Below are 22,059 nucleotides of genomic sequence, written 5' to 3'. Positions count from 1 at the left end.
CCGCCCGCCGCCCCCGCCCTAGAAGAGGCCCTCGGGGGTCTCGATCGCGGTGAGCAGGCCCGGCGCGGCCGTGAAGGTGAGCGCGCCGAGCTCGTCGGGGGCGAGCTCGGGCAGGCGCACGGCCAGGTCGAGGAAGCGGTCGATCTCGGCTGCCTCGAGCGAGCGCTCGGCGAGCGTGCGGAACTTCTGCACGTAATCGTCGCGCCCGAACGGCCGGGCGCCCAGCGGGTGCGCGTCGGCCACCGCGATCTCGTCGGTGATCTCACCGCCGTCGGCGAGGCGGATGACCACGCGGCCGCCGAACGCCTTCTCCGAGATGTCGAGCGAGTGGTAGCGGCGAGTCCACTCCGCGTCCTCGACCGTGCTGACCTTCCGCCAGAGCTCCACGGTGTCGGGACGCTGCGCGCGCTCGGGGGCGTACGAGTCGACGTGGTGCCAGGAGCCGTCCTGCAGCGCGACCGTGAAGATGTACGGGATCGAGTGGTCGAGCGTCTCGCGCGACGCGGTCGGGTCGTACTTCTGCGGGTCGTTCGCGCCCGAGCCGATCACGTAGTGCGTGTGGTGGCTCGTCTCGAGCACGATCGACTCGATGCGCGCGGGGTCGTCGAGCAGCAGGGGGTACTCGTCGTGGAGCTTGCGGGCGAGGTCGATCCACGCCTGCGCCTGGTACTCGGCCGAGTGCTCCTTGGTGTACGAGTCGAGGATGGCCCGCTTCGGCTCGCCGAGCTCGGGCAGCGGCACCTCGTACGATCCGTCGGGGCCGTCGAGCAGCCACGCGATGACGCCGTCCTCGCCCTCCCAGATCGGCACCGGGCTGGTCTGGCCGCGCATGGCGCGGTCGACGGCCTCGATCGCCATCTTCCCGGCGAACGCCGGCGCGTGCGCCTTCCACGTCGAGATCTCGCCCTTGCGCGACTGCCGGGTCGCGGTGGTCGTGTGCAGCGCCTGGCCGATGGCCTGGAAGATCGTCTCCTGGTCGAGCCCGAGCAGCGTGCCGATGCCGGCCGCCGCGCTCGGCCCGAGGTGGGCGACGTGGTCGATCTTGTGCCTGTGCAGCGAGACGGCCTTGACGAGGTCGATCTGCACCTCGTACGCCGTCGCGATGGCACGCACGACGTCGCGGCCCGTGATGCCGCGGTGCGCGGCGAGGTGCTGCGCGACCGCGAGGATCGGCGGGATGTTGTCGCCCGGGTGCGAGTAGTCGGCGGCGAGGAAGGTGTCGTGGAAGTCGAGCTCGCGCACGGCGACGCCGTTCGCCCAGGCGGCCCACTCGGGCGAGGTGCGCCGTGCAGCGTCGGCGCCGAAGACGGTGGCGCCGGCGCCGCCGATGGAGACCGGATGCGACAGGGCCTGGCTGCGCGCCGAGACGACGGGTGCGCGGGTGAGCGACGCCGCCGCGACCGCCGCGTTGTCGATGACGCGGTTCACGACCATGTCGGAGACCTCGGCCTCGACCTCGACCGGGTCGAGCGCGAGGCCCGCGAACTGCCAGGCGAGCTGGCCCTCGCGGGCCAGGTGCTCGTCGCTTCGGTGGGTGCGCAGGTGGTGGATCTTCACGTGCTCCACCGTAACCCGCGCCCGCCTCAACTCCCGGGAACGGCCTGCGCCGCGTGCACCTCGATCTCGCAGCCGCCGGGCATGTTCAGGTGCGGGTGCACCTTCGCCAGTTCGACCGCGGCATCGAGGTCGGATGCCTCGATGATCGTGTAGCCGGTGACCTCGCGCTCGCTCGGCGCGGTGAGGCCGCCGGGCATCACGCGCACGCCCTCCGCGAGCGGCGTGCCGAAGTCGACCATGTCGTCGCCGACCTGGCCGGCCCAGCTCATCCAGGCGCCCATGACCTGGTCGATCTCCTCCTGCGACGGCGGGGTGGCGTCGGCCGGCGGCATCGGCGCGTGGTAGATGAAGACGAACTTCGCCATGATCTGCTCCCTGTCTCCTTGCGGTCCGGAGCGCCGGTCGGCGACCCGGAGTCGGTGTCAGTCGGCGCTCGGCACGCCGACCTGCTCGGCGACCAGCGCCGACATCGAATCGAGGCAGCCGCGCCAGCCGTCGCCGTGGCGCGCGGCCGACTCGGCGGTCGTGAATCGCGAGTGGGTGAGCTGCACGAGCGTTCCGCCCCCGTCGCCGTCCGTGAAGGCGATCTCGACGAGGGTCTCCTCCTTGCTGCCGTCCCACTGCCAGGTGTAGGCGAGCCGGTCGTGCGGCTCGAAGGCGACGAACGTGCCCGACATGGCGAGCGGGCCGTCGGGCCCCTCGAGCTCGAAGCGGTACCGGCCGCCGGCTCGCGCGTCGACCTCGGCACGGGTCTCGCCGTAGGCGGTCATCGAAGGTCGCATCCACCGTTCGAGGTGACGGGCCTCGGTCCAGAGCGCCCACATGCGCTCCCGGTCGACGGGGAAGGTGCGGGCGATGTCGGCGCGCAGCTCGGTCATGCGGATTCGTCCTCCAGGTCGGCGATGTACTGGTCGAGGGCGTCGAAGCGCTGCTCCCAGAAGGCGCGCGCCTCGCCGATCCAGTGCTGTGCGGCGGCGAGGGCCGCGGCGTCGAGCACGAGCACCTTCTCGCGACCGCGCGGCACGCGGCGCACGACGCCGGCGCGTTCGAGCGCGGCGGCGTGCTTGTTGAGCAGCTGCGGCGAGAGCCCGTGGGCGGCGGCGGCGCGCCCCATGGTGAGCGGCGCGTCGGCGCGCGCGAGGCTCTGCACGAGCTCGCGGCGCACGGGGTGCGCGAGGGCGGCGAAGACCGCGTCGAGGCGGTCGTCGGCGGCCGCGTCCGCCACCCCGGAACCGTAAACCATGTGGTTTAGTATCGTCGCCCCGCGCTGCCCGCGCAACCCCTCCATTGCGCTGCCTCGAACGGGAACCATACTTCCCATTCGATCAAATGTGCAGTAAACTTCCCACATCGCCCAATGGGAACTATACTGCACTTGGAGATCGCGTGAACGTTCCTCTGCAATCCACCTCGGCGTTCGCCGCGTTCGTTCGCGAGAACCGGCTCAGAACGAACATGACGCAGGACGAACTAGCCAGGGCCGTGCGCAAGAGCCGACGTTGGGTGCACGATCTGGAGTCCGACAAGGTCACCCCGTCATTGAGCGCTGCGATCGAGGTCGCCGCCACGCTCGGTTTCGCGCTCTCGATCGAGCGCAGCGAGCGTTCGGACATCCTCGACGAGATCTTCGAGAACCTCGAATGAGGGACGCGCTCGACGTCTGGCTCGACGGCCGGCACGCAGGCCGCCTCATGCGCGGCGAGCAGGAACGGGTCGAGTTCCTCTACGAGGAGGAGTACCGCACCGAGGCGGGCACGACGCCGCTGTCTGCGAGCATGCCGAAGTCCGCAGTCGGCCACGGTCCGGACATGGTCATGCCCTGGTTGTCGAACCTGCTCCCCGACGCGGAGGCCGTGCGCAACCGCTGGGCCGCGAAGTTCGGCGAACGCCGAGCCGACCCGTTCACGTTGCTCGCCCACATGGGCGAAGACGCCCCGGGCTCGGTGCAGATCGTCCCGGTGGGCGTGGTACCGAGGGATGCGGGCGCCGTGTCGCCGCTCTCTGCCCACGAGATCGCACGACGAGTGCGCGCCATCCTGAATGACCCCGATCACTGGGTCGACGACACGGACGAGGACGAGAGCCGCTTCTCGTTGGGAGGAAGCCAGGGGAAGTTCGCACTCGCCCGGATCGACGGCGACTGGTTCGAGCCGAACGGCCGGGCTCCCAGCACCCATATCGTCAAACCGGGCATGGCACTCGCCACCGGGACCGACGATGACGTGCAGGCCGTCGAGTTCGTGACCATGCGCTCCGCCCGGGCGCTCGGCATCCGCGCCGCGACCGTCGAGATCCTCGACTTCGCAGGCATCCCTGCCTTCGTCACCACCCGCTTCGACCGTCGGGTGGCGAGCGACGGCAGCATTGCACGAATCCACCAAGAGGACTTCTGCCAGGCGCTCGGCGTCTTCCCGTCGCGAAAGTACGAGGAGGACGGCGGTCCGACGATGGCCGACATGGTGAAGCTGGTCGCCGACACGTCGTCGCCGTCGTACCGCGCGGACGACCTGACCGCGCTGGGAGACCTCTTCGCGTTCGATCTGCTCACGGCGGGGGTCGACGCCCACGCGAAGAATCACAGCATGCTGCACGTCGGAGGCAGATCCCGCCTGGCACCGGCGTACGACCTGATCTCGGCGCATGGAATCTGGAGCGCCGACCGGATCGCCTTCAAGTCCGCCGCAGCGGTGCGCTACGGGGAGGAACGGAGGTATCGCAGAATCAGCGGCCGCAACGTCGCGCGCACCGCCGACGTGCTTCGCATGCCCCGAACCGAGTTCCTCGAGCAGATGGACCGACTCGCGACGGGCCTTCCCGGCGCGATCGAGGCCGCGGTCTCCGAGTTGCCCTCGGGCCTGGTCACCGAGAAGGTCGCGCGGATGCCGGACCGGATCGCAACGTTCGCGCGCGAACTCGTCGACCGCGCGCGGAAGGAGGACACGGGTCGAGACGCCGTTCCGCCGTTCACCGGCGCCACCGCAATCGGCCGACCGGGCGCGAGTCGGGTGTGGGAGCCGGGCCGGTGGCGCGGCGACCGGTGGGTCACCGGGCGCTATCGGAGTCGCAACTCGCGCTGAGGCAACGGCACCCGACCGCTCAGTCCTCCCAGAGGGCGAAGGGCAGCGGATGCCCCATGGCGGCCGCGACCACGTCGGCCTCGAGCGCGTCGAGCGCCGGCGGATCCCACCGGGGCGAACGGTCCTTGTCGATGACCTGGGCGCGGATGCCCTCGGCGAGGTCGGGCTGCTCGAGGAACCACGACACCAGCCGGGCGTCCTGCTCGAGCACCGGGCGGAGGGCGTTCATCGCACGCGCGGAGCGCACGGCGTGCAGGGTCACGGCGAGCGCCGTGGGCGAGCGCTCGGCGAGGGCATCCGCCGTCGCCGCCGCCTCGGCTCGCGAAGCCGCGTCGAGCGGCACCACCGGGAACTCGGGCGCACCCGCGCGCGTGCGCGCCGGCCGGGTGCCGTCGGCGAGCTCGCGCAGCCGGGTCAGCACGCCCGGCACGTCGTCGGCGGCGAACGCGTCGTCGATCCAGTGGCGCTTCGCCTGCAACGGCGACGGCTCGGGCGTCTCGTCGAAGAGCAGCACGATCTCGCTCGGCGTGCCCGGGTCGGCGCGCTCCTCGAGCGCCTGCACGAGCGCCGGCAGCGACGCGCTCGGCACGAGGAAGTCGGCGAACCCGGCGTCGATGGCCGAGGCATCCGTCATCGACTCGGAGGTGAGCGCGAGGTACTCCCCAGCCGACCCGGGGCGCGGCCGAGCAGCAGCGCGCCACCGACGTCGGGCGTGAAGCCGATGCGCGTCTCGGGCATCGCGAGGCGCGACCGCTCGGTCACGATGCGGATCGTCGCATGCCCGCCGATGCCGATGCCGCCGCCCATGGTGATGCCGTCGAGCAGGGTCACGACCGGCTTCGGACACTCGGCGATCATGGCGTCCAGCCGGTACTCGTCGCGGAAGAACCCGCGCACGTCGTCGTGGCGGTCGGCGGTCACGCCCTCGTACATCTCGCGGATGTCGCCGCCCGCGCAGAACCCCCGCTCCCCCGCGCCGTCGAGCAGCACGATCGAGACCTCGGTGTCGTCGCGCCAGGCCGTGAAGATGTCGGTCAGGCGCCGGATCATGGCGTGGTTCAGCGCGTTCAGCGCCTCCGGCCGATCGAGCGTGACGTGCCCGAGGCCGTCGGCGACGCGGATGCGGACGTGGTCGGCGTCTGTGGCGAGGGTCACGGATGCCACGCTAGCGCGGGCCGCACGGCGTGCGCCCAGCCGCGGCCGGTAGCATCGCCCGGTGCCCGTCGCCAAGATCCTCCTGTTCTACCGGTTCGCGCCGGTCGCCGACCCCGAGGCCGTGCGCCTCTGGCAGCGCGACCTGTGCGAGTCGCTGGGCCTCCGCGGGCGCATCCTCGTCTCGGAGCACGGCATCAACGGCACGCTCGGGGGCGAGATGGACGCGCTGAAGCGCTGGCGCCGGAAGTTCCGCGAGTACGCGGCGTTCCGCGACGCCGACCTCAAGTGGAGCGACGGCACCGGCCTCGACGCCGACGGGCTGAGCCTCGACTTCCCCAAGCTCAGCGTGAAGGTGCGCGACGAGGTCGTGAGCTTCGGAGCCCCCGGCGAACTGCGCGTCGATGACGGCGGCGTGGTCGGCGGCGGCACGCGCCTCGACCCCGAGTCGCTGCACGCGCTGGTCGCCGAGCGCGGCGACGAGGTCGCGTTCTTCGACGGGCGCAACGCGTTCGAGGCCGAGATCGGGCGCTTCCGCGGCGCGATCGTGCCCGACGCGACGACCACGCGCGACTTCGTCGAGCTGCTCGACTCGGGCGCCTACGACCACCTCAAGGGCCGGCCGGTCGTGACGTACTGCACCGGCGGCATCCGCTGCGAGGTGCTCTCGAGCCTCATGGCGAACCGCGGCTTCGGCGAGGTCTACCAGCTCGACGGCGGCATCGTGCGCTACGGCGAGCGCTACGGCGACGACGGGCTGTGGGACGGCTCGCTCTACGTCTTCGACGGGCGCGGCGCGGTCACGTTCAGCGACCACGCCGAGGTGCTGGGCCGTTGCGCCGGTTGCGGCGCGCCCACCGACCGGGTCGCCAACTGCACGGATGCCGCGTGCCGCACGCGCATCGTCGCCTGCACCGCGTGCGACGCGGTCGCCTGTCCCGAGCACGCGGGCGCACCCGCCCTCGGTGCGGCCGCCGCGACGAGCCGAGCGGATGCCACGCCGGAGGTCGCACGATGACCGAGACCGCGACCGGGCTCGCGCCCGCCGCGTCGCACGGCGACCCGACCGTGCGCGAGGCGACCGCCGCCGAGCTGATCGAGCTCGGCCGCGTGCTCGTCGCCGCCTACTCGAGCCTCGACGGCTTCGCCTCGCCCGAGGAGTCGCCCGACTACTACCGCACGCTCGCGAACGTCGGCGCCTTCGCCGAGCGCCCGGGCGTCGCAGTGCTCGTCGCGGTCGACGCGGCCGGCGCGGTGCTGGGCGGCGTCGTCTCGTTCGGCGACATGGACGAGTACGGGGTGCGCGCCGAGTGGCCGGGCCTCGATCGTGCAGGAGGCATCCGGCTGCTGGGCGTCTCGCCCGACGCGCAGGGCCGCGGAATCGGTCGCATGCTGATCGAGGCATGCGTGCTCCGCGCCCGTGCGGCGGGCCTCGACCAGATCGTGCTGCACTCGACCGAGCCCATGCGCGTCGCCCGTGCGATGTACGAGCGGCTGGGCTTCGCGGCGTCTCCCGAACTCGACTTCACGCCGGGCACGTTGCACGTCTACGGGTACCGGCTGGCGCTGTAGCGGCGCCCGCCGGGTCGACCGCGATCAGTCGGCGGTCACCGTGCCGACGAGCACGCCCCGCGCGATGCCGTGGAAGTACGCCTGGAACGCCAGCGCGCTCGGCGTCTCGTCGGCCTTCGTGTGCAGGCGTTCCTCGTCGAGCGCGGTGACCACGAAGACGTAGCGGTGCACGCCGGTGCCGTCGGGCGGGTTCGGCCCCGCGTAGGCGGGCTCGCGACTCTCGTTGCAGATCATGAACGCACCCTCGGGCAGTGCGGCACCGCCGTACGATCCCGCACCGGTCGGGAGCTCGGTCGCCATGCCGAGCCCGTTCACCGCCCAGTGCCACCAGCCGGCACCCGTCGGCGCGTCCGGGTCGAGGCACGTGACGATGAACCCACGCGTCTCGGTTGGGAAACCCGACCAGGCGAGGTGGGGCGAGAGGTCGTCCCCGCCGCATCCGTCGGCACGGTGCCGCAGCGGGATCTCGCCGCCGTCTGGGAAGTCGTCGCTCGTCACCTCGAACGAGGGCAGCGGCGCGAAGCGCTGGAGTGCGGCGTACGGGTCGACATCGAGCATCGTGGCCTCCTTGCGGCGTCGGACGGAGTCGACTCCAGCCTAGGAATCCGACCGCTTCGGGGGAACCCGCCACTCGAGCGACCGGTCGCGGCGGGCGTAGTCGCGCGCCGAACGGCTCGAGAGCGCGAGCAGGATGAGGATGTCGAGCGCCAGGGTCAGCAGCGTCGTGTCGAGCCGGATGTCCTGGTCGCCCGTGAAGTACTCGATCGCCGACCCCGTGACGCTCAGGGTCGCGACGACCATCACGACGATGCGCGCCCAGTTCGCGCCCCGGTAGACGAACCAGGCGACGCCCAGCTCGAAGACCAGCACCAGCGCGCCGACGGCGAGGATCATGACGAGCGCCACCGTGAACGCCGCCGGGTCGTCGACCGTGAGGTCGAGCTCGACGTCGGCGGTGAGCTCGGGCCAGAGCAGAGCGAGACCGCCGAGCCACGCGAAGCCCGCGAGCACGCGGAGCACGACGAGCACCGCGCCGAGCGACGTGGTGAGAGGACGCCTGGTCGGCGCCGGCCCCGGAACCGGCCGGACCAGCTCCGGGGTCGGCTCGAACGCCGCGCGCTTCGCCGGCTCCTCCATCACACGCCGCCCGAGAGCTCGGTGATCGGCACCGAGCGGTCGATCTCGTCGGCCGGGAGCGGCTCGCCGTTGCGCAGCAGGCGCCGCACGTCGACGATCGGCAGGTCGCCGTCGGTGTGGATGGTGTCGCCGCCGCCGTTGCGCGAGTGGTAGCCGGTCGCGAAGTCGCGGATCACGGTCACCCGCACGGCGGGGTCGGCGCCCGCGAGGGTCGCGACGATGTGGTCGCGCTCGATGTCGGTGTCGGCGTCGATCTTGTGCGTGATCTGCAGCGTGAACAGCGAGAGCCCGACGGCGCGGTCGAAGGTGCCGGCCGCGAGCCAGTCGACCCGGTAGCCTCCCGGCAGCAGCCAGCCGTCGGGGCACCGCCAGAACCGCACGTGGTGGCGCTTGGCCGGGTTGCCCTCGACCTCCTGCTGGTAGGCGAAGTCCTGCATGCGCCCGAACAGGAAGAGCGGGCTCACGGGCGCCTCGTCGTACGACCGACGCGTGAGCGTCGAGGCGATGATGCGCCAGGTCGAGCCGAGCGTGATGTCGTCGGCGCGGGTCCAGCGCGCTGCGGCGAGCGCCGCGTGCAACTGGTCCTCGCTGCCGAGCACGGCGACGTTCACCGGGTCGCCGAGGAGTCCGTCGCTCGTGCGCGCGCGGCCGATGAAGTAGTCGGGCACGTAGATCGAGGTGAGGATGCGGTGCAGCCGCGGCAGCACCAGGTAGGCGAGCACGACCCAGAACGCGATCGCGAGCAGCAGGCCCCACCAGCCCCACTGGAACGACTCGTCGAGCAGCAGCCACGCGAGCCAGACCGCGGCGAGGCCGGCGAACACGAAGAAGAACCCGTCGAGCAGGGCGTTCACCGAGAAGCGCCTCGCCGACGGCGCGCGGTCGGCCGCGGAGCCCGTCATGCGCTCACCATACCGACGCCATCAGGCCACGACGCGCAGCCCTCAGGTGTCGTGCTCGATCGGCGCCTCGTCCTCACGGTGGTCGTCCTCGCCGCCGGGCGGGTACTCGCCCGCCTCCGGCCTGCGCCGGAGGTACAGGATGCTCGCCACGAGGCCGCCCCACACCACGAGCAGTGCGATGATCAGGAACGCGATCGCGATGCCGGTCATGTGCGATCCTCCTTCCCGGCCGGGCCGTCGGGCGCGTCGGCACGAGGCATCCGCTCACCCGCCCCCGCCGCGGGATACGGCGGCCAGACCAGGAACCGCTCCGGGTCGAAGCCCCAGCGCACCACGGTCAGCACGAGCGCACCGAGCAGGATGACCGCGATGGTGCCCCACCCGAACACGACCAGGTACCAGCTCGGCAGGTCGCCGTAGCCGTCGACGATGAGCGACACGATGCGCTGGATGAGCATGTACCCGAGCACCACCGGCGCGAGCACGCCGACCAGCACGATCCAGAGCCCGCCGAGCTTGAACGTCGACACCGCATTGAGGTGGTAGCGCAGCTCGGATCCCTTGCGCAGCACCCAGATGACGAGCACGGTCGTCAGCACGGCGGATGCCACGATGCCGACGTTGTTCGCCCACTGGTCGGCCACGTCGAGCGCGAGCAGCCCCGTCGTCGTCGAGAACAGCAGCACCGACAGCAGCGCCGAGACCGCGCCGACCCGCACGGCCGCCTGCCGCGGGTTCAGGCCGAACTTCTCCTGGAAGCCCGCCGAGACGACCTGCAGCACCGACAGCAGCGACGTGAAGCCCGCCATCGTCAGCGACCCGAAGAACAGCACGCCGAAGATCGGCCCGCCCGGCATCTGCGACACGATCGCCGGGAACGTGATGAACGACAGCCCGACGCCGGTGAGGCCCTCGAGCTGGTCGACCGCGACGCCCTGCTGGAACGCGAAGAAGCCGAGCGTGGCGAACACGCCGATGCCCGCGAGGATCTCGAACGACGAGTTCGAGAACGCCACCACGAGGCCCGGGCCGGTGAGGTTCGCCCGGCGCTTGCGGTACGACGCGTAGGTGATCATGATGCCGAACGCGATCGACAGCGAGAAGAAGATCTGGCTGTACGCGGCGATCCACACGTTCGGGTCGCCGAGCGCCGCCCAGTTCGGGGTGAAGAACGCGTTCAGGCCGTCGGCTGCGCCGTCGAGGAACAGCGCGCGCACCACGAGGATGAGGAACGCGACGACCAGCAGCGGCAGGAAGACGACGTTCGCGCGCTGCACGCCCTTCGCGATGCCCGCGCCCAGCACGATGAGCGCCAGCAGCCACACGATCACGAGCGGGATGAGCACGCTCGGCACGAACTGGAGGCTGAACCCGGGATCGCTGACCTGGAGGTAGTCGCCCACGAAGAACCCGGCCGGGTCGTCGCCCCAGCGCAGGTCGAACGAGAAGACGAAGTAGCTGAGCGCCCACGCGATGACGGCCGTGTAGTAGAGGCCGATCACGAACGCGATCATGACCTGGAACCAGCCGAGCCCCTCGAGCCAGCGCCCGCCGAGCCGACGGAACGCAGTGGGCGCCGCCCCGCGGAAGCGGTGGCCGATCGCGTAGTCGAGGAAGAGGATCGGGATGCCCGCCGTGATCAGCGCCACGAGGTACGGGATGAGGAACGCCCCGCCGCCGTTCTCGTACGCGACCCCGGGGAAGCGCCAGATGTTGCCGAGCCCGACGGCCGAGCCGATGGCCGCGAGGATGAAGCCGACCTGTCCGGTCCACTGTTCGCGCGGGCGGCCTGCGCCCACTCGCTGTGCCTGGTTCGCCATGCGTCCCCTCCGGCGCCGACGGATGCCTCGCCGCCGCAGCGTCGCGAGGGCCGTCACCCCGCACGCTAGCACTCGGCGCGCGACCCGCGCGAGGGGTGCATCCGCCCCCTCGAGGACCGGCGGGCGGCGACGCGGATGCCGACGATGCCGCGCGGCGACCTCAGCGGTAGTAGTACCCGAGCAGCGCGCCGTCGACCTCGCGCACGTCGATGTCGACGTCGTACACGGCGGCGAGCACGTCGGGGCGCATCACCTCGGCGGGCGTGCCGTGCGCGATCACCCGGCCGTCGCGGAGCGCGACGATGCGGTCGGCGTGCACCGACGCGAAGTTGATGTCGTGCATGACGACCACGATGCGCTTGCCGAGCTCGTCGGCCGCGCGGCGCAGCAGGCGCATGATGTCGATCGCATGGCGGAGGTCCAGGTTGTTGAGCGGCTCGTCGAGCAGCAGGTAGCGCGTGTCCTGTGCGAGCACCATCGCGATGAACGCGCGCTGGCGCTGGCCACCCGAGAGCTCGTCGAGGAAGCGCCCGCGGAAGTCCTCGAGGTCGAGGTACGCGATGGCGCGGTCGATCTGCTCGCGGTCGTCCTGGGTCAGGCGGCCGCCCGAGTGCGGGAACCGGCCGAACTCGACGAGGTCCTGCACCGTCAGGCGGGCCGCGATGTGGTTGTCCTGCCGGAGCACGGCGAGCGTCTTCGCGAGCTCGCGGCTCGGCGCCCGGTCGACGTCCACGCCGTCGACGCGCACGGTGCCCGCGTCGGGGCGGATGAGCCGGCCGACGAGCCCGAACAGCGTCGACTTGCCCGCACCGTTCGGGCCGATGAGGGCGGTCACGCCCACGTCGCCCAGCTCGAGCGACACGTCGTCGAGCACCGCCTGACCGTTGTAGCGCTTGGTGGCGCCGTCGAGCGCGATCATCGCGCCCCCTTTCGCAGCACGAGATACAGGAAGAAGAGGCCGCCGGCGAACTCGATGACCATCGAGAGGCTGCCGCCGAAGCCGAGCAGCTGCTCGAGCACGAGCTGCCCGGCCAGCAGGCAGACCACGCCGATGAGCGCGGCAGCCGGGAGGGTCCAGACGTGCCGGAACGAGCCGGCGTACGAGTACGCGAGGTTCGCCACGATGAGCCCGAAGAAGAGGATGGGCCCGACCAGCGCGGTCGACGCAGCGACCATGACCGAGACCAGCAGGAAGAGCACCATGACCACCCGGCGGTGGCGCACGCCGAGGCCGACTGCGGCGGGCTCGCCGAGCGTGAGCACGTCGAGCGTGCCGAGGAGGGCACGATCGCCGCGCACGCGCCGAGCACGAGCACCGCGCTCAGCACCAGCAGCGTCTCGTCAGGACGGGTGAGCGACGCGAACGCGGTGTCGGTCAGCACCTGGAACTCGAGGGGGTCGAGCATGGCCTGCATCCAGGAGGTCAGGCTGCGGAAGAACGTGCCGAGAACGATGCCGACGAGCAGCATGAGGTGGATCGACCGGCGCCTGCCGCCGAACAGCCACGTGAACAGCAGCATGCTGAACCCGATCATCACGACGAGCTGGCCCGCCCAGAGCACCAGCGGGTCGGCCCGGAGGAACGCGGTCGCGCCGAACACGAACACGAGGGCGGTGGCGATGAGCAGGTACAGCGCGTCGAAGCCCATGATCGACGGCGTGAGGATGCGGTTCTGCGTGATGGTGTGGAACACGACGGTCGACACGCCCACCGCGATCGCCACGACGAGCATCGCGGCGACCGTGAGCCCGCGCACCTGCAGGGCGAACGCGAGCGACCCGGGCACGTCGGTGAAGAAGTAGACCGCGACGAGCACGCCGACGACCGCGGCGAGCACCCCGAGGCGCACCCGCGGGTCGGCCCAGGCGAGACGGCGGGATTCGGGCGCGGGCCGGCTGGAGGCATCCGTCGCCCTGGTCTCGAGCTCAGTGCGCACGACTCCCCCTCCGCAGCAGCAGCCAGAGGAACAGCCCGGCGCCGACGATGCCGACGACGACCCCGAGCGGGATCTCGTACGGGAACCGCAGGGTGCGGGCGAGGATGTCGCAGGCGAGCACGAACACCGCGCCGAGGCCCGCGACCCACGGGATGGACCGGCGCACGTTGTCGCCGATGATGAGGCTCACGATGTTCGGCACCACGAGCCCGAGGAACGGGATCATGCCCGCCGTCACGAGCACCGCAGCGGTGATGACTGCGATGACGACCATGCCGATCGCGACCACGCGCCGGTAGTCGAGCCCGAGGTTCGTCGCGAACTCCTCGCCCATGCCGATGACGCTGAACCGGTCGGCCGCCACCCAGGCGACCACGACCATGACCGCGGCGATCCAGACGTACTCGTAGCGGCCCTGCATGATCGTCGCGAAGCTGCCGAGCGACCACTGCGAGAGCGACTGCAGCAGGTCGAGCCGGTAGGCGACGAACGCGGTGACCGCACCCACGATGCCGCCGAGCATGATGCCGACGAGCGGCACCAGCACGAGCTGGCGCACCGGCACCTGGCGGATGACGCGGAGGAACACCCAGGTGCCCACCAGGCCGAACACCGCGGCGACCCCCATCTTGCCGAACACCGGCATCGCCGGCCAGCAGATGAGCGCCACGAGCATGCCGAGCGTGGCGAACTCGGTGACCCCCGTCGTGCCCGGCTCGACGAACCGATTGCGCACCAGCATCTGCATGATGAGCCCGGCGATCGCGAGCGATGCACCCACGAGGATCGCGCTCACCGTGCGCGGCACCCGGCTGACGAGCAGGAGGGATGCCGCGTCGCCGTCGGGTCCGCCCGCGATGAGCGCGGCGGGCGAGACGTCGGAGACGCCGATGAAGAGGCTCAGGGCGGCGAGCACGGGGAAGGCGACGCCGATGAGCACCCCCACCCACGTCCGCCGGGGGCGGATGCGGGTGGGGGTGCCCGTGGCGTCTGCTGCGAGAGCGGTCACTGCGTGGTGCGCGTCAGGCCAGGTCGCTCACTCGGCGATCGCGAGCACGTCGTCGATCATGATCTGCGTCGTGTCGATGCCGCCGAAGACGATGTACCAGGCCACCGGGTCGAGGTAGACGATCTGGCCCTGCTCGTACGCCGTGGTCTGCTGCACGAGCTCGTTGTCGAGCACCTCGGCAGCAGGCTGCGCGTCCTCGGCGCCGGTGGCGGCGTCGCGGTCGACGACCCAGAGGAAGTCGGGGTCGTGCTCGACCAGGAACTCGAACGAGACCGGCTCGCCGTGGGTGGCCGCGGCGACGTCCTCCACGACCGGGTCCACGCCGAAGACGTCGTAGATGAGGCCGCCGCGGGCCTCGCGGGCGCCGGCGCCCTCCGACGGCGCGAGCGCACGGAGCTCGCCGCCGGTCACCATGATGCCGAGGCCGGTGCCGGCGTCGGCCGTGGCGGCCTGCGCCTCGGCGATGCCCGCCTCGAGCTCGACGATCGCGGCCGCCGCCTCGTCCTCGGCGCCGAGCACCTCGCCCAGGAACGTGGTGTTGCGCTCGAGGGTCTCGAGGAACGTGCCGGTGAGGCTGAGGTCGACGGTCGGGGCGATCTCGTTGAGGTCCTCCCAGAGGCCGGCCGAGCGACCGCCGATGACGATCAGGTCGGGCTGCTGCGCCTCGATCTCGATGAGGTCGGCCTCGAACAGCGTGCCTGCGTTGAACGCGTCGTCGGCGAGGTAGCCCTCGAGGTAGTCGGGCACGTTCTCGAGCGGGGCACCGGCGACCTCGCCGCCGAGCGCGCCGATGGTGTCGAGGCTCGCGATGTCGAAGACCACGATGGTCTCGGGGTCGACGGGCACCTCGACGGTGGTCGCCTCGTACTCCGGGTCCTCGTCCTCACCGGCGATGTTGCGGTCCCACGAGAACGAGACGGTCGCGTCGGTCGTCTCCTCCGCGGCATCCGTTCCCGCGTCGCCCGCGGTGGCGCAGCTCGCGAGCGCGAGGGCAGCGACGAGTGCGATCGGGGCCGCGAACAGGGGCCTGGTCAACTTCACGGTCATGTGTGTGATCTCCTGGTTTCGGACAGCACGAAGCGGCGTTCGCGGGCATGCGGAATCGCCACCGACGACGCCGTCGATCTCGTGTGGTGAGGCCGTTCGCACAGCGCGTGGCCTCGGACGAATGTAGGTTAGCCTAACCTTATGCAACCGTCCACCACGAGCCCCTCGCCCGCCACCGACACGGTCTTCCGCCGCGAGCGGCGCCCCTGGACCTGCGATTCCGGCGTGCCCGCCTCGCCGGGCGCACGCAGCTGTCGCCGAACTACGTGCGCCTCCGCCTCGAGGGGCCCGACCTGCGCGGCTTCGACTCACCGGGCGCCGACGACCACATCCGCGTCTTCTTCCCCGGCGGTGCCGAGCCGGAGACGATCGAGGCGTACCGCGAGTCGCCGAGCCGCGAGTACACGCCGCTCGTGTGGGACGCGGAGGCCGGCACGCTCGACCTCGAGTTCGTGCTGCACGGCGATCACGGCATCGCGGGTCGATGGGCGGCGGATGCCCCGATCGGCGCGCCCGTCGCCGTCGGAGGCCCGCGCGGGTCGGCCGTGTTCGACGGGTCCCCCGATTCGTGGTTCCTCGCGGGCGACGAGACCGCGGTGCCCGCGATCCGGCGATTCCTCGCGATCGCGGGCGCCGACGCCCGGGGCCGCGTGCTCGTCGAGGTGCCCGATGCCGCGCACGAGCTCGACCTGTCCGCGCCCGCCGGCGTGCGCGTCGACTGGGTGCACCGCGGTGCCGACGCGGCCGCCCGCACCACCGCGCTCATCGCCGCGCTCGACGCCCTCGGACCCGACGACCGGCCGGAGGGCGACCTGTTCGCGTTCGTCGCCGCCGAGCAGGCGGTCGTGAAGCCGGGGCGCGCCCTCGTGCACGACCGCTGGGGCGTCGGCGCCGACCAGTCGACCGTGAAGGGGTACTGGAAGGGCGGCGACGCGGAGTACCACGCGCCGCACTGAGTCGCTGCGAGTCCGGGCCGACGGCGCTCGCTAGTCTGAGTGCGACGAGAGGGGTGTGCCTGATGCCGACCGGCGTGCCGATCGAGATCGACGGGCTGTCCAAGCACTTCGGCGGCGTGACGGCCGTCGACGACCTGAGCTTCACCGTGCAACCGGGCCGCGTGACCGGGTTCCTCGGCCCGAACGGGGCCGGCAAGACCACGACGCTGCGCGTGCTGCTCGGCCTCGTGCGCGCCTCGCAGGGCACCGCGACCTTCGGCGGGCAGCGCTACCGCGAGCTCGAGCGGCCGCTCGAGACGGTCGGTGCCGCGCTCGAGGCGGCGAGCTTCCACCCCGGCCGCACGGCCCGCAACCACCTCGCGATCTCGGCGACGGCCGGCGGCGTCTCGCGCTCGCGCGTCGGCGAGGTGCTCGACCTCGTCGGCATGACCCCGTACGCCGACCGTCGCGTCGGCGGGTTCTCGATGGGCATGCGCCAGCGCCTCGGCCTCGCCAACACCCTGCTCGGCGACCCGGGCGTGCTCGTGCTCGACGAGCCGATCAACGGGCTCGACCCCGAGGGCATCCGCTGGATCCGCGGGTTCCTCCAGCAGCTCGCGGGCGAGGGCCGCACCGTGCTCGTGAGCTCGCACCTGCTGAGCGAGGTGCAGCAGAGCGTCGACCGCGTCGTGATCATCGCCAAGGGCCGACTCGTGCACGAGGGCACGCTCGCCGAGCTCGAGACCGACTCGCTGCCGCGCGTGGTCGTCGACTCGCCCGACCGCACCGCGCTCGCCGCCGCGCTCGAGGCGGAGGGTCTCGAGTTCACGACGGGCCGACAGGGCCTCATCGTCGACGAGCCCGACCCGGCGCGCATCGGGCACCTCGCGTTCGTCGCGGGCGTCGAGCTGCACGCGCTGGCCCGCCAGAAGTCGGCCCTCGAGGACTCGTTCCTCAACCTCGTCGGCGAGCAGGGGGTCTCCGCAGACGACGGCGGGGCGGATGCCCCTGAACCGACGAATGCCACCGAGGCGATCGACGCCGCGGACGACGCCGCTGCGGAGCATCCGTCACCGCCCGACGAACCCGCACAGACCGATGGGAAGGGAGCCGAGTGATGCGCTTCTTCCCCGCCGTCAACGCCGAGTTCGCGAAGATCTTCACCACCCGCATGTGGTGGGTGCTCGCGCTCATCCTGTTGGTCTACATCGGGTTGCTCGCGGGCGGCCTGGCGGCGTTCTTCGGCTGGACCGTCGCCAACCCGGAACAGAGCGGCGCGGGCGGCGCGACGGCGATCCCGCCGGAGGCCGACCTGGCCGGCCTCATGTACAGCTTCGCCACGTCGGTGGGCTACGTCTTCCCCGTGCTGCTCGGCGCGCTCGCAGTCACGAGCGAATTCCGACACCAGACGCTCACGCCCACGTTCCTGGCGAACCCGCACCGCGCGGTCGTGCTGTGGGCGAAGTTCGCCGCGCTGTTCGTGGTCGGCGGCGTCGTGTTCGGCGTGGTCGGCTGGGCGGCCTCGATCGGGCCGGCCGCGGGCGCGCTGGCGCTGTCGGACCTCGACCCGGCGCTCGACGACCCCGACACGTGGGCGATGGTCGGCCGCGGCATCCTCGCCATGGCCCTCTGGGCGGCCGTCGGCGTGGGCCTCGGCGCACTCGTGCCGAACCAGGTCGCCGCGATCGTGATCGTGATCGCGTTCACCCAGTTCGTCGAGCCGATCCTGCGGCTCGTCGCCACGCTCAACGACGTGACCGCCGAGATCGGGAAGTACCTGCCGGGTGCGGCGAGCGACGCGCTCGTCGGCGCATCCTTCTACTCGATCGCCGCGATGGGGTCGGGCGCCGTACTCGAGTGGTGGCAGGGCGGACTCGTGCTCGCCGCCATCGCGGTCGTGACGACCCTGATCGGCTACGTCACGAGCTGGCGCCGCGACGTCACCTGACGCCGCGGGCGCCCGCCCGGATCAGCTCGACGCGGCGGCCTCGCGCGCGGCGCGCTTGTCGGCGATGGTCGTGCCGCCGTTGGCCCAGTGCGACGCGGGCACGGGCGTGACGATCACGCTGACCGCCTCGCGACGAGCACCGATGGCGCGCACGGTCGCGTCGGTCAGCTCGGTGACGAGCGTGCGCACCTGGTCGTCGGTGCGGCCCTCGCCGATGGAGATCTGGATGAGCGGCATGGTTCCTCCTGGGGATGGGGTCGATCAGTCCGGGTCGGACGGATCGACGGGCGAATGGTGGTCGAAGGCGGTGGCGCCGCGCTTCCAGTAGCCGCTGAGCGCGACCCGGTCGGCGGGCAGGCCGAGCTCGCGCCGCAGGTGCCGGCGCAGGGGCACGAGGGCGGATGCCTCGCCCGCGGCGAACACGTAGGTGCCGTCGTCGACGCCGGCCGCGTCGATCGCGGCGACGACCGCGTCGGCGTCGCCCGCGGGCACGTGCTCGATCGTGAGGTCGGCGCGGCCGGAGGTCTCGGCGAGGTAGTCCGGGATCCAGGCGCCGTCGTCGTTCGCGACGGCGATGACGTGCACGGCGGTGGCGTTGGGCACCTCGGCCGCCCAGCGCGTGGCCGCGGGCAGCGCGGTCTCGTCGCACGCGAGCAGCACGCGCGACGCGCCCTGCGGCGCGCGCTTCGACCCGCGCGGCCCCACCACGACCAGCTCGTCGCCGTGGCGGGCACCTGCGGCCCACCGCGAGGCGGGTCCGGGCGACGGATGCAGGTAGAAGTCCACGTCCACCGCGCGGCCGGGTCCGGCCCAGCCGGTCGCCGGCAGCGGCGTGAAGTCGCGTGCGTGGGTCGGCGCCTCGGGGCGCACGATGCCGTCCTCGCCCGGCCCGACCGGCTCCGGGGCGACGAGTGCGCCCGTCTCGGGGTCGGGGAAGAACACGCGCATGTGGTCGGTGGGCCCGAAGCTCGCGAAGTCGTCGAGATCGGAGCCGGCCAGCCGCACCCGCGCCATCTCCGGTGCGACCTGCGCGACGTCGACGACGTGCACCCGGCGCGCGGTGAACCGATGGCGCGCGCCCTCCCGGTGGAACGGGCCGGGCGCCGTCGCCTGGTCTGCGCGTGCGGTTCGGTCGGTCATGGCACCTCTCACGGGCCCCGCGCGGGGCCCCGTCCCCAGCCAACCACGCGGCCTCCGGGGCAACCGTGCACGATCCGTCAACCTAAACGTGCGCCCGTACGGCTGGCCCGGGCTCCGGACCCGGGGTTAGCGTCGCTTGCACTGGAGCCGCCGTGGCTCGCCGAAGACCGGTCGCCGACGACCGCCGCCGGCACGCAGCACTCGAACGTGAGGAATACCGTTGTTCATCGTCGATTCACAGATCCACCTCTGGAAGGAAGAGACCCCGGACCGTCCCTGGGTCCCCGGCGCGCGTGAGCGCATCCGTCTCAACGGCCACCGGGAGGAGGCCTTCCTCGCCGAGGAGGCCGTGTCGCTCATGGACGAGGCCGGCGTCAACCGGGCCCTCATCCTGCCCCCGTCGTGGGAGGGCGACCGCATCGACTACGCCCTCGAGGCGTCGGAGCAGTACCCGGGCCGGTTCGGCATCATGGCGCGCATCCCGCAGAACGACCCCGAGGAGGGCGAGCGCCTGCTGCACGAGATCAAGGACAACCCGCACATCCTCGGCACGCGCCTGACCTTCCACCGTCCGCAGGACCGCAACTGGATGATCGACGGCACCAACGACTGGTACTGGCCGATCGCCGAGAAGCTCGGCATCCCCACGATGGTGCACGCGCCCATCTGGAAGCGCGAGCTCGGCCAGATCGCCGAGAAGCACCCCGACCTGAAGATCATCATCGACCACATGGGCATCATGGCCCGCTGCGTCGACGACGCGATCGGCTACTGGGTGCAGGAGACCGCCGACCTGCACGTCTACCCGAACATCTCGGTCAAGGTCTCGGCCATCCCCGGCTACTCGACCGCCCCGTTCCCGAACCTCAACATCGAGAAGTACGTGCGCGAGGTCGTCGACAAGATGGGCCCGGAGCGCGCACACTGGGGTACCGACATCACCCGCCTGCTCGGCCACGGCCTCACCTGGACCGACACGATCGAGCAGTTCACCAAGTACTTCAGCTTCTCGGCCGAGGAACTCGAGTGGATCATGGGCAAGGGCATCTGCAAGGTGCTCGACTGGGACATCCCGGAGACGGAGAAGGTCGGCGTCGCCGCGGCGACGGCGGGGAACTGACGCACATGACGCAGACGTACGACGGCGGTGAGCTGCTCATCGACGCGTTCACCGACCTCGGCGTCGACGTCGTCTTCTGCTCATCGGGGTCCGAGTGGGCCCCGGCGTGGGAGGCGTTCGCTCGTCGCCGAGCCGCCGGTGAGCCCGCGCCCCGCTACCTCGACCTGACCCACGAGACCGTGGCCGTGGGCATGGCCACCGGCTACGGCCTCGTGACCCGCCGCACCCAGGCGGTGCTGCTGCACGCGACGCCGGGCCTCCTCCAGGGCTCGATGGCCGTGCACGGCGCGCTGCTCGCGGGCGTGCCGATGGTGGTCGCCTCCTCGGAGTCGACCACCTACGGCGACGGCCCCGGGCAGGACCCGGGCGGCCAGTGGTACCGCAACCTCTCGATCGTCGGGGGCACGCACCCCGTGGCCGAGCCGTGGACCAAGTGGTCGCAGCAGGTCGGGTCGGTGAGCGTGCTCTACGAGCTCGTGAAGCGCGCCGGCGAGCTCTCCGCCCGCCAGCCCGCGGGCCCGGTGTACCTGAACGTGCCGCTCGAGATCCTGCTCGAGGAGACCCCGCCGCCCGTGCAGCGCAAGGAGGTCGTCGCGCGCGGCCGCCGCGTCAGCGCGCCGGAGGACGTCGCCGAGGTGGCCGAGTTGCTCGCCGCCGCCGAACGGCCGATCGTCATCACCGAGACGGCCGGCCGCGAGGAGGGCGGGTACGACGCGCTGCTCGAGCTGTGCGAGGCGCTCGGCGTGGGCGTCATCGAGCCGAGCTCCGCGGTGTGCGCGAACTTCCCCAAGGGGCATCCGCTGCACCTCGGCGGCGAGCTCGACCCGTACGTCGACGAGGCCGACCTGATCCTGCTGGTGAACTGCCGGGCGCCCTACTACCCGCCCAGCCGCAAGCCCGCGAAGGCCAAGACGGTCGTCGTCGACGAGGTGCCGCAGCGCCCGCACATCGTGTACCAGGTGCTGAACGCCGACCACTACCTCGAGGGCGCACTGCCCGAGACGCTCGCGCAGCTGCGCGAGGCGACCCTCGCGGCGGGCGACGCCGAGCGCTTCCGCGCGCGGGCCGCCACGTACGCGCCGGGCCACGACGCGTGGGCGGCGAAGACCGAGTCGGCCGAGGGTTCGGCCGGTGCATCCGGCGTCATCGAGCCCGTGCTGCTCGCGAAGCACCTGCGCGAGATCGTGCGGGAGACCGGCGCGACCGTCGTCGACGAGACGATCACGCACAGCCGGGTCGTGCAGCGGCACGTCGGCTGGGACCGCCCCGACGCCTACTTCTACGTGCAGGGCGGCCTCGGCCAGGGCATCGCGGTCGCGCTCGGCGTGAAGCTCGCGGTGCAGGACGGCGTCGTGATCTTCACCGTCGGCGACGGGGCGTTCCTCTACAACCCGATCGTGCAGTCGCTCATGACCGCGAAGGACCTCGGCCTGCCGGTGCTCATCGTCATCTTCAACAACAAGAAGTACCTGTCGATGAAGATGAACCACCTGCGCTTCTACCCCGAGGGCTCCGCCGTGCAGGAGGACGACCACCTCGGCGTCGACCTGTCGACCCAGCCCGAACTGAGCGCCTTCGCCGCGCCGTTCGACATGTACCACGCCGCCGTCGACGACCCCGCGGAGCTGCCTCGCGTGCTCCGCGAGGCGACCGACGCCGTCATCTCCGGGACGACCGCGGTCGTCAACGTCGCGGTCTCTCGCTGA

Annotated in this window: 24 protein-coding genes and 2 pseudogenes; 9 read left to right on the top strand and 17 right to left on the bottom strand. The window is 71.7% G+C overall.

Translation table 11 applies throughout. The features are described 5' to 3' along the window. Positions 1 to 18: 18 nt before the first annotated feature. Genes QUE38_RS08890 through QUE38_RS08875 form a run of 4 tightly spaced genes read right to left on the bottom strand, consistent with a single transcriptional unit; the run spans position 19 to position 2,800 of the window. Positions 19 to 1,557, bottom strand: coding sequence for an MmgE/PrpD family protein (locus tag QUE38_RS08890; RefSeq protein WP_286307500.1), 1,539 nt, complete (start codon positions 1,555 to 1,557; stop codon positions 19 to 21). Positions 1,558 to 1,583: 26 nt separating this feature from the next. Continuing rightward, on the bottom strand, positions 1,584 to 1,922 hold the full coding sequence (locus QUE38_RS08885) for a YciI family protein (protein WP_286307497.1): 339 nt from the start codon (positions 1,920 to 1,922) through the stop codon (positions 1,584 to 1,586). A gap of 57 nt (positions 1,923 to 1,979) precedes the next feature. Next, a complete protein-coding gene (locus QUE38_RS08880) occupies positions 1,980 to 2,435 on the bottom strand; it encodes an SRPBCC family protein (protein WP_286307495.1) in 456 nt (151 codons plus the stop codon). Then, on the bottom strand, positions 2,432 to 2,800 hold the full coding sequence (locus tag QUE38_RS08875) for an ArsR/SmtB family transcription factor (protein ID WP_286307493.1): 369 nt from the start codon (positions 2,798 to 2,800) through the stop codon (positions 2,432 to 2,434). The genes QUE38_RS08880 and QUE38_RS08875 overlap by 4 nt, the downstream gene beginning before the upstream one ends. 143 nt (positions 2,801 to 2,943) lie before the next feature. Here QUE38_RS08875 and QUE38_RS08870 point away from each other — a divergent pair, with 143 nt between their 5' ends. After that, positions 2,944 to 3,201 (top strand): helix-turn-helix transcriptional regulator, encoded by a 258-nt coding sequence (locus tag QUE38_RS08870; RefSeq protein WP_286307492.1) that lies wholly within the window; start codon positions 2,944 to 2,946, stop codon positions 3,199 to 3,201. Further along, positions 3,198 to 4,634, top strand: coding sequence for a HipA domain-containing protein (locus QUE38_RS08865; RefSeq protein WP_286307490.1), 1,437 nt, complete (start codon positions 3,198 to 3,200; stop codon positions 4,632 to 4,634). The genes QUE38_RS08870 and QUE38_RS08865 overlap by 4 nt, the downstream gene beginning before the upstream one ends. Before the next feature lie 19 nt (positions 4,635 to 4,653). Here QUE38_RS08865 and QUE38_RS08860 read toward each other — a convergent pair. After that, positions 4,654 to 5,684 (bottom strand): annotated as a pseudogene (locus QUE38_RS08860) (enoyl-CoA hydratase/isomerase family protein). Between the two features lie 166 nt (positions 5,685 to 5,850). On the opposite strand from QUE38_RS08860, the gene trhO reads away from it, so the two are divergent. Then, positions 5,851 to 6,804, top strand: a complete 954-nt coding sequence (gene trhO / locus QUE38_RS08855; protein ID WP_286307488.1) for an oxygen-dependent tRNA uridine(34) hydroxylase TrhO — start codon at positions 5,851 to 5,853, stop codon at positions 6,802 to 6,804. Continuing rightward, a complete protein-coding gene (locus tag QUE38_RS08850; protein ID WP_286307486.1) occupies positions 6,801 to 7,358 on the top strand; it encodes a GNAT family N-acetyltransferase in 558 nt (185 codons plus the stop codon). Before trhO ends, QUE38_RS08850 begins: the two co-directional genes overlap by 4 nt. A gap of 24 nt (positions 7,359 to 7,382) precedes the next feature. On the opposite strand, the gene QUE38_RS08845 is transcribed toward QUE38_RS08850, so the two are convergent. The 10 genes and pseudogenes from QUE38_RS08845 to QUE38_RS08800 form a co-directional block, all read right to left on the bottom strand. Then, positions 7,383 to 7,916: a YbhB/YbcL family Raf kinase inhibitor-like protein gene (locus tag QUE38_RS08845; RefSeq protein WP_286307484.1), complete on the bottom strand. Its 534-nt coding sequence runs from the start codon at positions 7,914 to 7,916 to the stop codon at positions 7,383 to 7,385. Positions 7,917 to 7,955: 39 nt separating this feature from the next. Then, positions 7,956 to 8,495, bottom strand: coding sequence for a hypothetical protein (locus tag QUE38_RS08840; protein ID WP_286307481.1), 540 nt, complete (start codon positions 8,493 to 8,495; stop codon positions 7,956 to 7,958). Beyond that, a complete protein-coding gene (locus QUE38_RS08835) occupies positions 8,495 to 9,397 on the bottom strand; it encodes an LssY C-terminal domain-containing protein (protein ID WP_286307478.1) in 903 nt (300 codons plus the stop codon). The genes QUE38_RS08840 and QUE38_RS08835 overlap by 1 nt, the downstream gene beginning before the upstream one ends. A gap of 42 nt (positions 9,398 to 9,439) precedes the next feature. Beyond that, the gene (locus tag QUE38_RS08830; RefSeq protein ID WP_286307477.1) at positions 9,440 to 9,607 is read right to left on the bottom strand and encodes a methionine/alanine import family NSS transporter small subunit; all 168 of its coding nucleotides are present in this window, start codon (positions 9,605 to 9,607) and stop codon (positions 9,440 to 9,442) included. Beyond that, on the bottom strand, positions 9,604 to 11,217 hold the full coding sequence (locus QUE38_RS08825) for a sodium-dependent transporter (RefSeq protein WP_286307475.1): 1,614 nt from the start codon (positions 11,215 to 11,217) through the stop codon (positions 9,604 to 9,606). The genes QUE38_RS08830 and QUE38_RS08825 overlap by 4 nt, the downstream gene beginning before the upstream one ends. Positions 11,218 to 11,377: 160 nt before the next feature. After that, entirely contained in the window at positions 11,378 to 12,136 is a 759-nt protein-coding gene (locus tag QUE38_RS08820) for an iron ABC transporter ATP-binding protein (protein ID WP_286307471.1), read from the bottom strand. Continuing rightward, positions 12,133 to 12,516, bottom strand: a complete 384-nt coding sequence (locus QUE38_RS08815) for an iron chelate uptake ABC transporter family permease subunit (RefSeq protein WP_286307469.1) — start codon at positions 12,514 to 12,516, stop codon at positions 12,133 to 12,135. Before QUE38_RS08815 ends, QUE38_RS08820 begins: the two co-directional genes overlap by 4 nt. A gap of 47 nt (positions 12,517 to 12,563) precedes the next feature. Next, positions 12,564 to 12,950 (bottom strand): annotated as a pseudogene (locus QUE38_RS08810) (iron chelate uptake ABC transporter family permease subunit); the annotation flags it as partial. Between the two features lie 193 nt (positions 12,951 to 13,143). Next, entirely contained in the window at positions 13,144 to 14,163 is a 1,020-nt protein-coding gene (locus QUE38_RS08805) for an ABC transporter permease (protein ID WP_286307467.1), read from the bottom strand. A gap of 27 nt (positions 14,164 to 14,190) precedes the next feature. Then, entirely contained in the window at positions 14,191 to 15,210 is a 1,020-nt protein-coding gene (locus QUE38_RS08800; RefSeq protein ID WP_286307466.1) for a siderophore ABC transporter substrate-binding protein, read from the bottom strand. A 266-nt stretch (positions 15,211 to 15,476) separates the two neighbouring features. Between QUE38_RS08800 and QUE38_RS08795 the strand changes: the two genes are divergently transcribed. From QUE38_RS08795 to QUE38_RS08785, 3 genes are all read left to right on the top strand, one after another. Continuing rightward, the gene (locus QUE38_RS08795; RefSeq protein ID WP_286307465.1) at positions 15,477 to 16,166 is read left to right on the top strand and encodes a siderophore-interacting protein; all 690 of its coding nucleotides are present in this window, start codon (positions 15,477 to 15,479) and stop codon (positions 16,164 to 16,166) included. Positions 16,167 to 16,228: 62 nt separating this feature from the next. After that, positions 16,229 to 17,263 (top strand): ABC transporter ATP-binding protein, encoded by a 1,035-nt coding sequence (locus QUE38_RS08790; protein WP_286307464.1) that lies wholly within the window; start codon positions 16,229 to 16,231, stop codon positions 17,261 to 17,263. Then, positions 17,263 to 18,093 carry an ABC transporter permease gene (locus tag QUE38_RS08785; RefSeq protein WP_286307462.1) on the top strand — a complete coding sequence of 277 codons (831 nt, stop codon included), beginning with the start codon at positions 17,263 to 17,265 and terminating at the stop codon, positions 18,091 to 18,093. Before QUE38_RS08790 ends, QUE38_RS08785 begins: the two co-directional genes overlap by 1 nt. Positions 18,094 to 18,114: 21 nt before the next feature. Here QUE38_RS08785 and QUE38_RS08780 read toward each other — a convergent pair whose 3' ends face one another. Further along, positions 18,115 to 18,330 (bottom strand): tautomerase family protein, encoded by a 216-nt coding sequence (locus QUE38_RS08780; protein ID WP_286307460.1) that lies wholly within the window; start codon positions 18,328 to 18,330, stop codon positions 18,115 to 18,117. A gap of 24 nt (positions 18,331 to 18,354) precedes the next feature. Continuing rightward, positions 18,355 to 19,233, bottom strand: a complete 879-nt coding sequence (locus QUE38_RS08775) for a siderophore-interacting protein (RefSeq protein WP_286307458.1) — start codon at positions 19,231 to 19,233, stop codon at positions 18,355 to 18,357. A gap of 220 nt (positions 19,234 to 19,453) precedes the next feature. On the opposite strand from QUE38_RS08775, the gene QUE38_RS08770 reads away from it, so the two are divergent. Beyond that, positions 19,454 to 20,353: an amidohydrolase family protein gene (locus QUE38_RS08770; protein WP_286307456.1), complete on the top strand. Its 900-nt coding sequence runs from the start codon at positions 19,454 to 19,456 to the stop codon at positions 20,351 to 20,353. A gap of 5 nt (positions 20,354 to 20,358) precedes the next feature. Further along, positions 20,359 to 22,059: a thiamine pyrophosphate-dependent enzyme gene (locus QUE38_RS08765; protein WP_286307454.1), complete on the top strand. Its 1,701-nt coding sequence runs from the start codon at positions 20,359 to 20,361 to the stop codon at positions 22,057 to 22,059.

The organism is Agromyces mangrovi, assembly GCF_030296695.1.
GTDB classification, from domain to species: Bacteria; Actinomycetota; Actinomycetes; order Actinomycetales; family Microbacteriaceae; genus Agromyces; species Agromyces mangrovi.
Note: the sequence above shows the minus strand (reverse complement) of the source record. Positions and strands in the feature narration are given on the sequence as shown.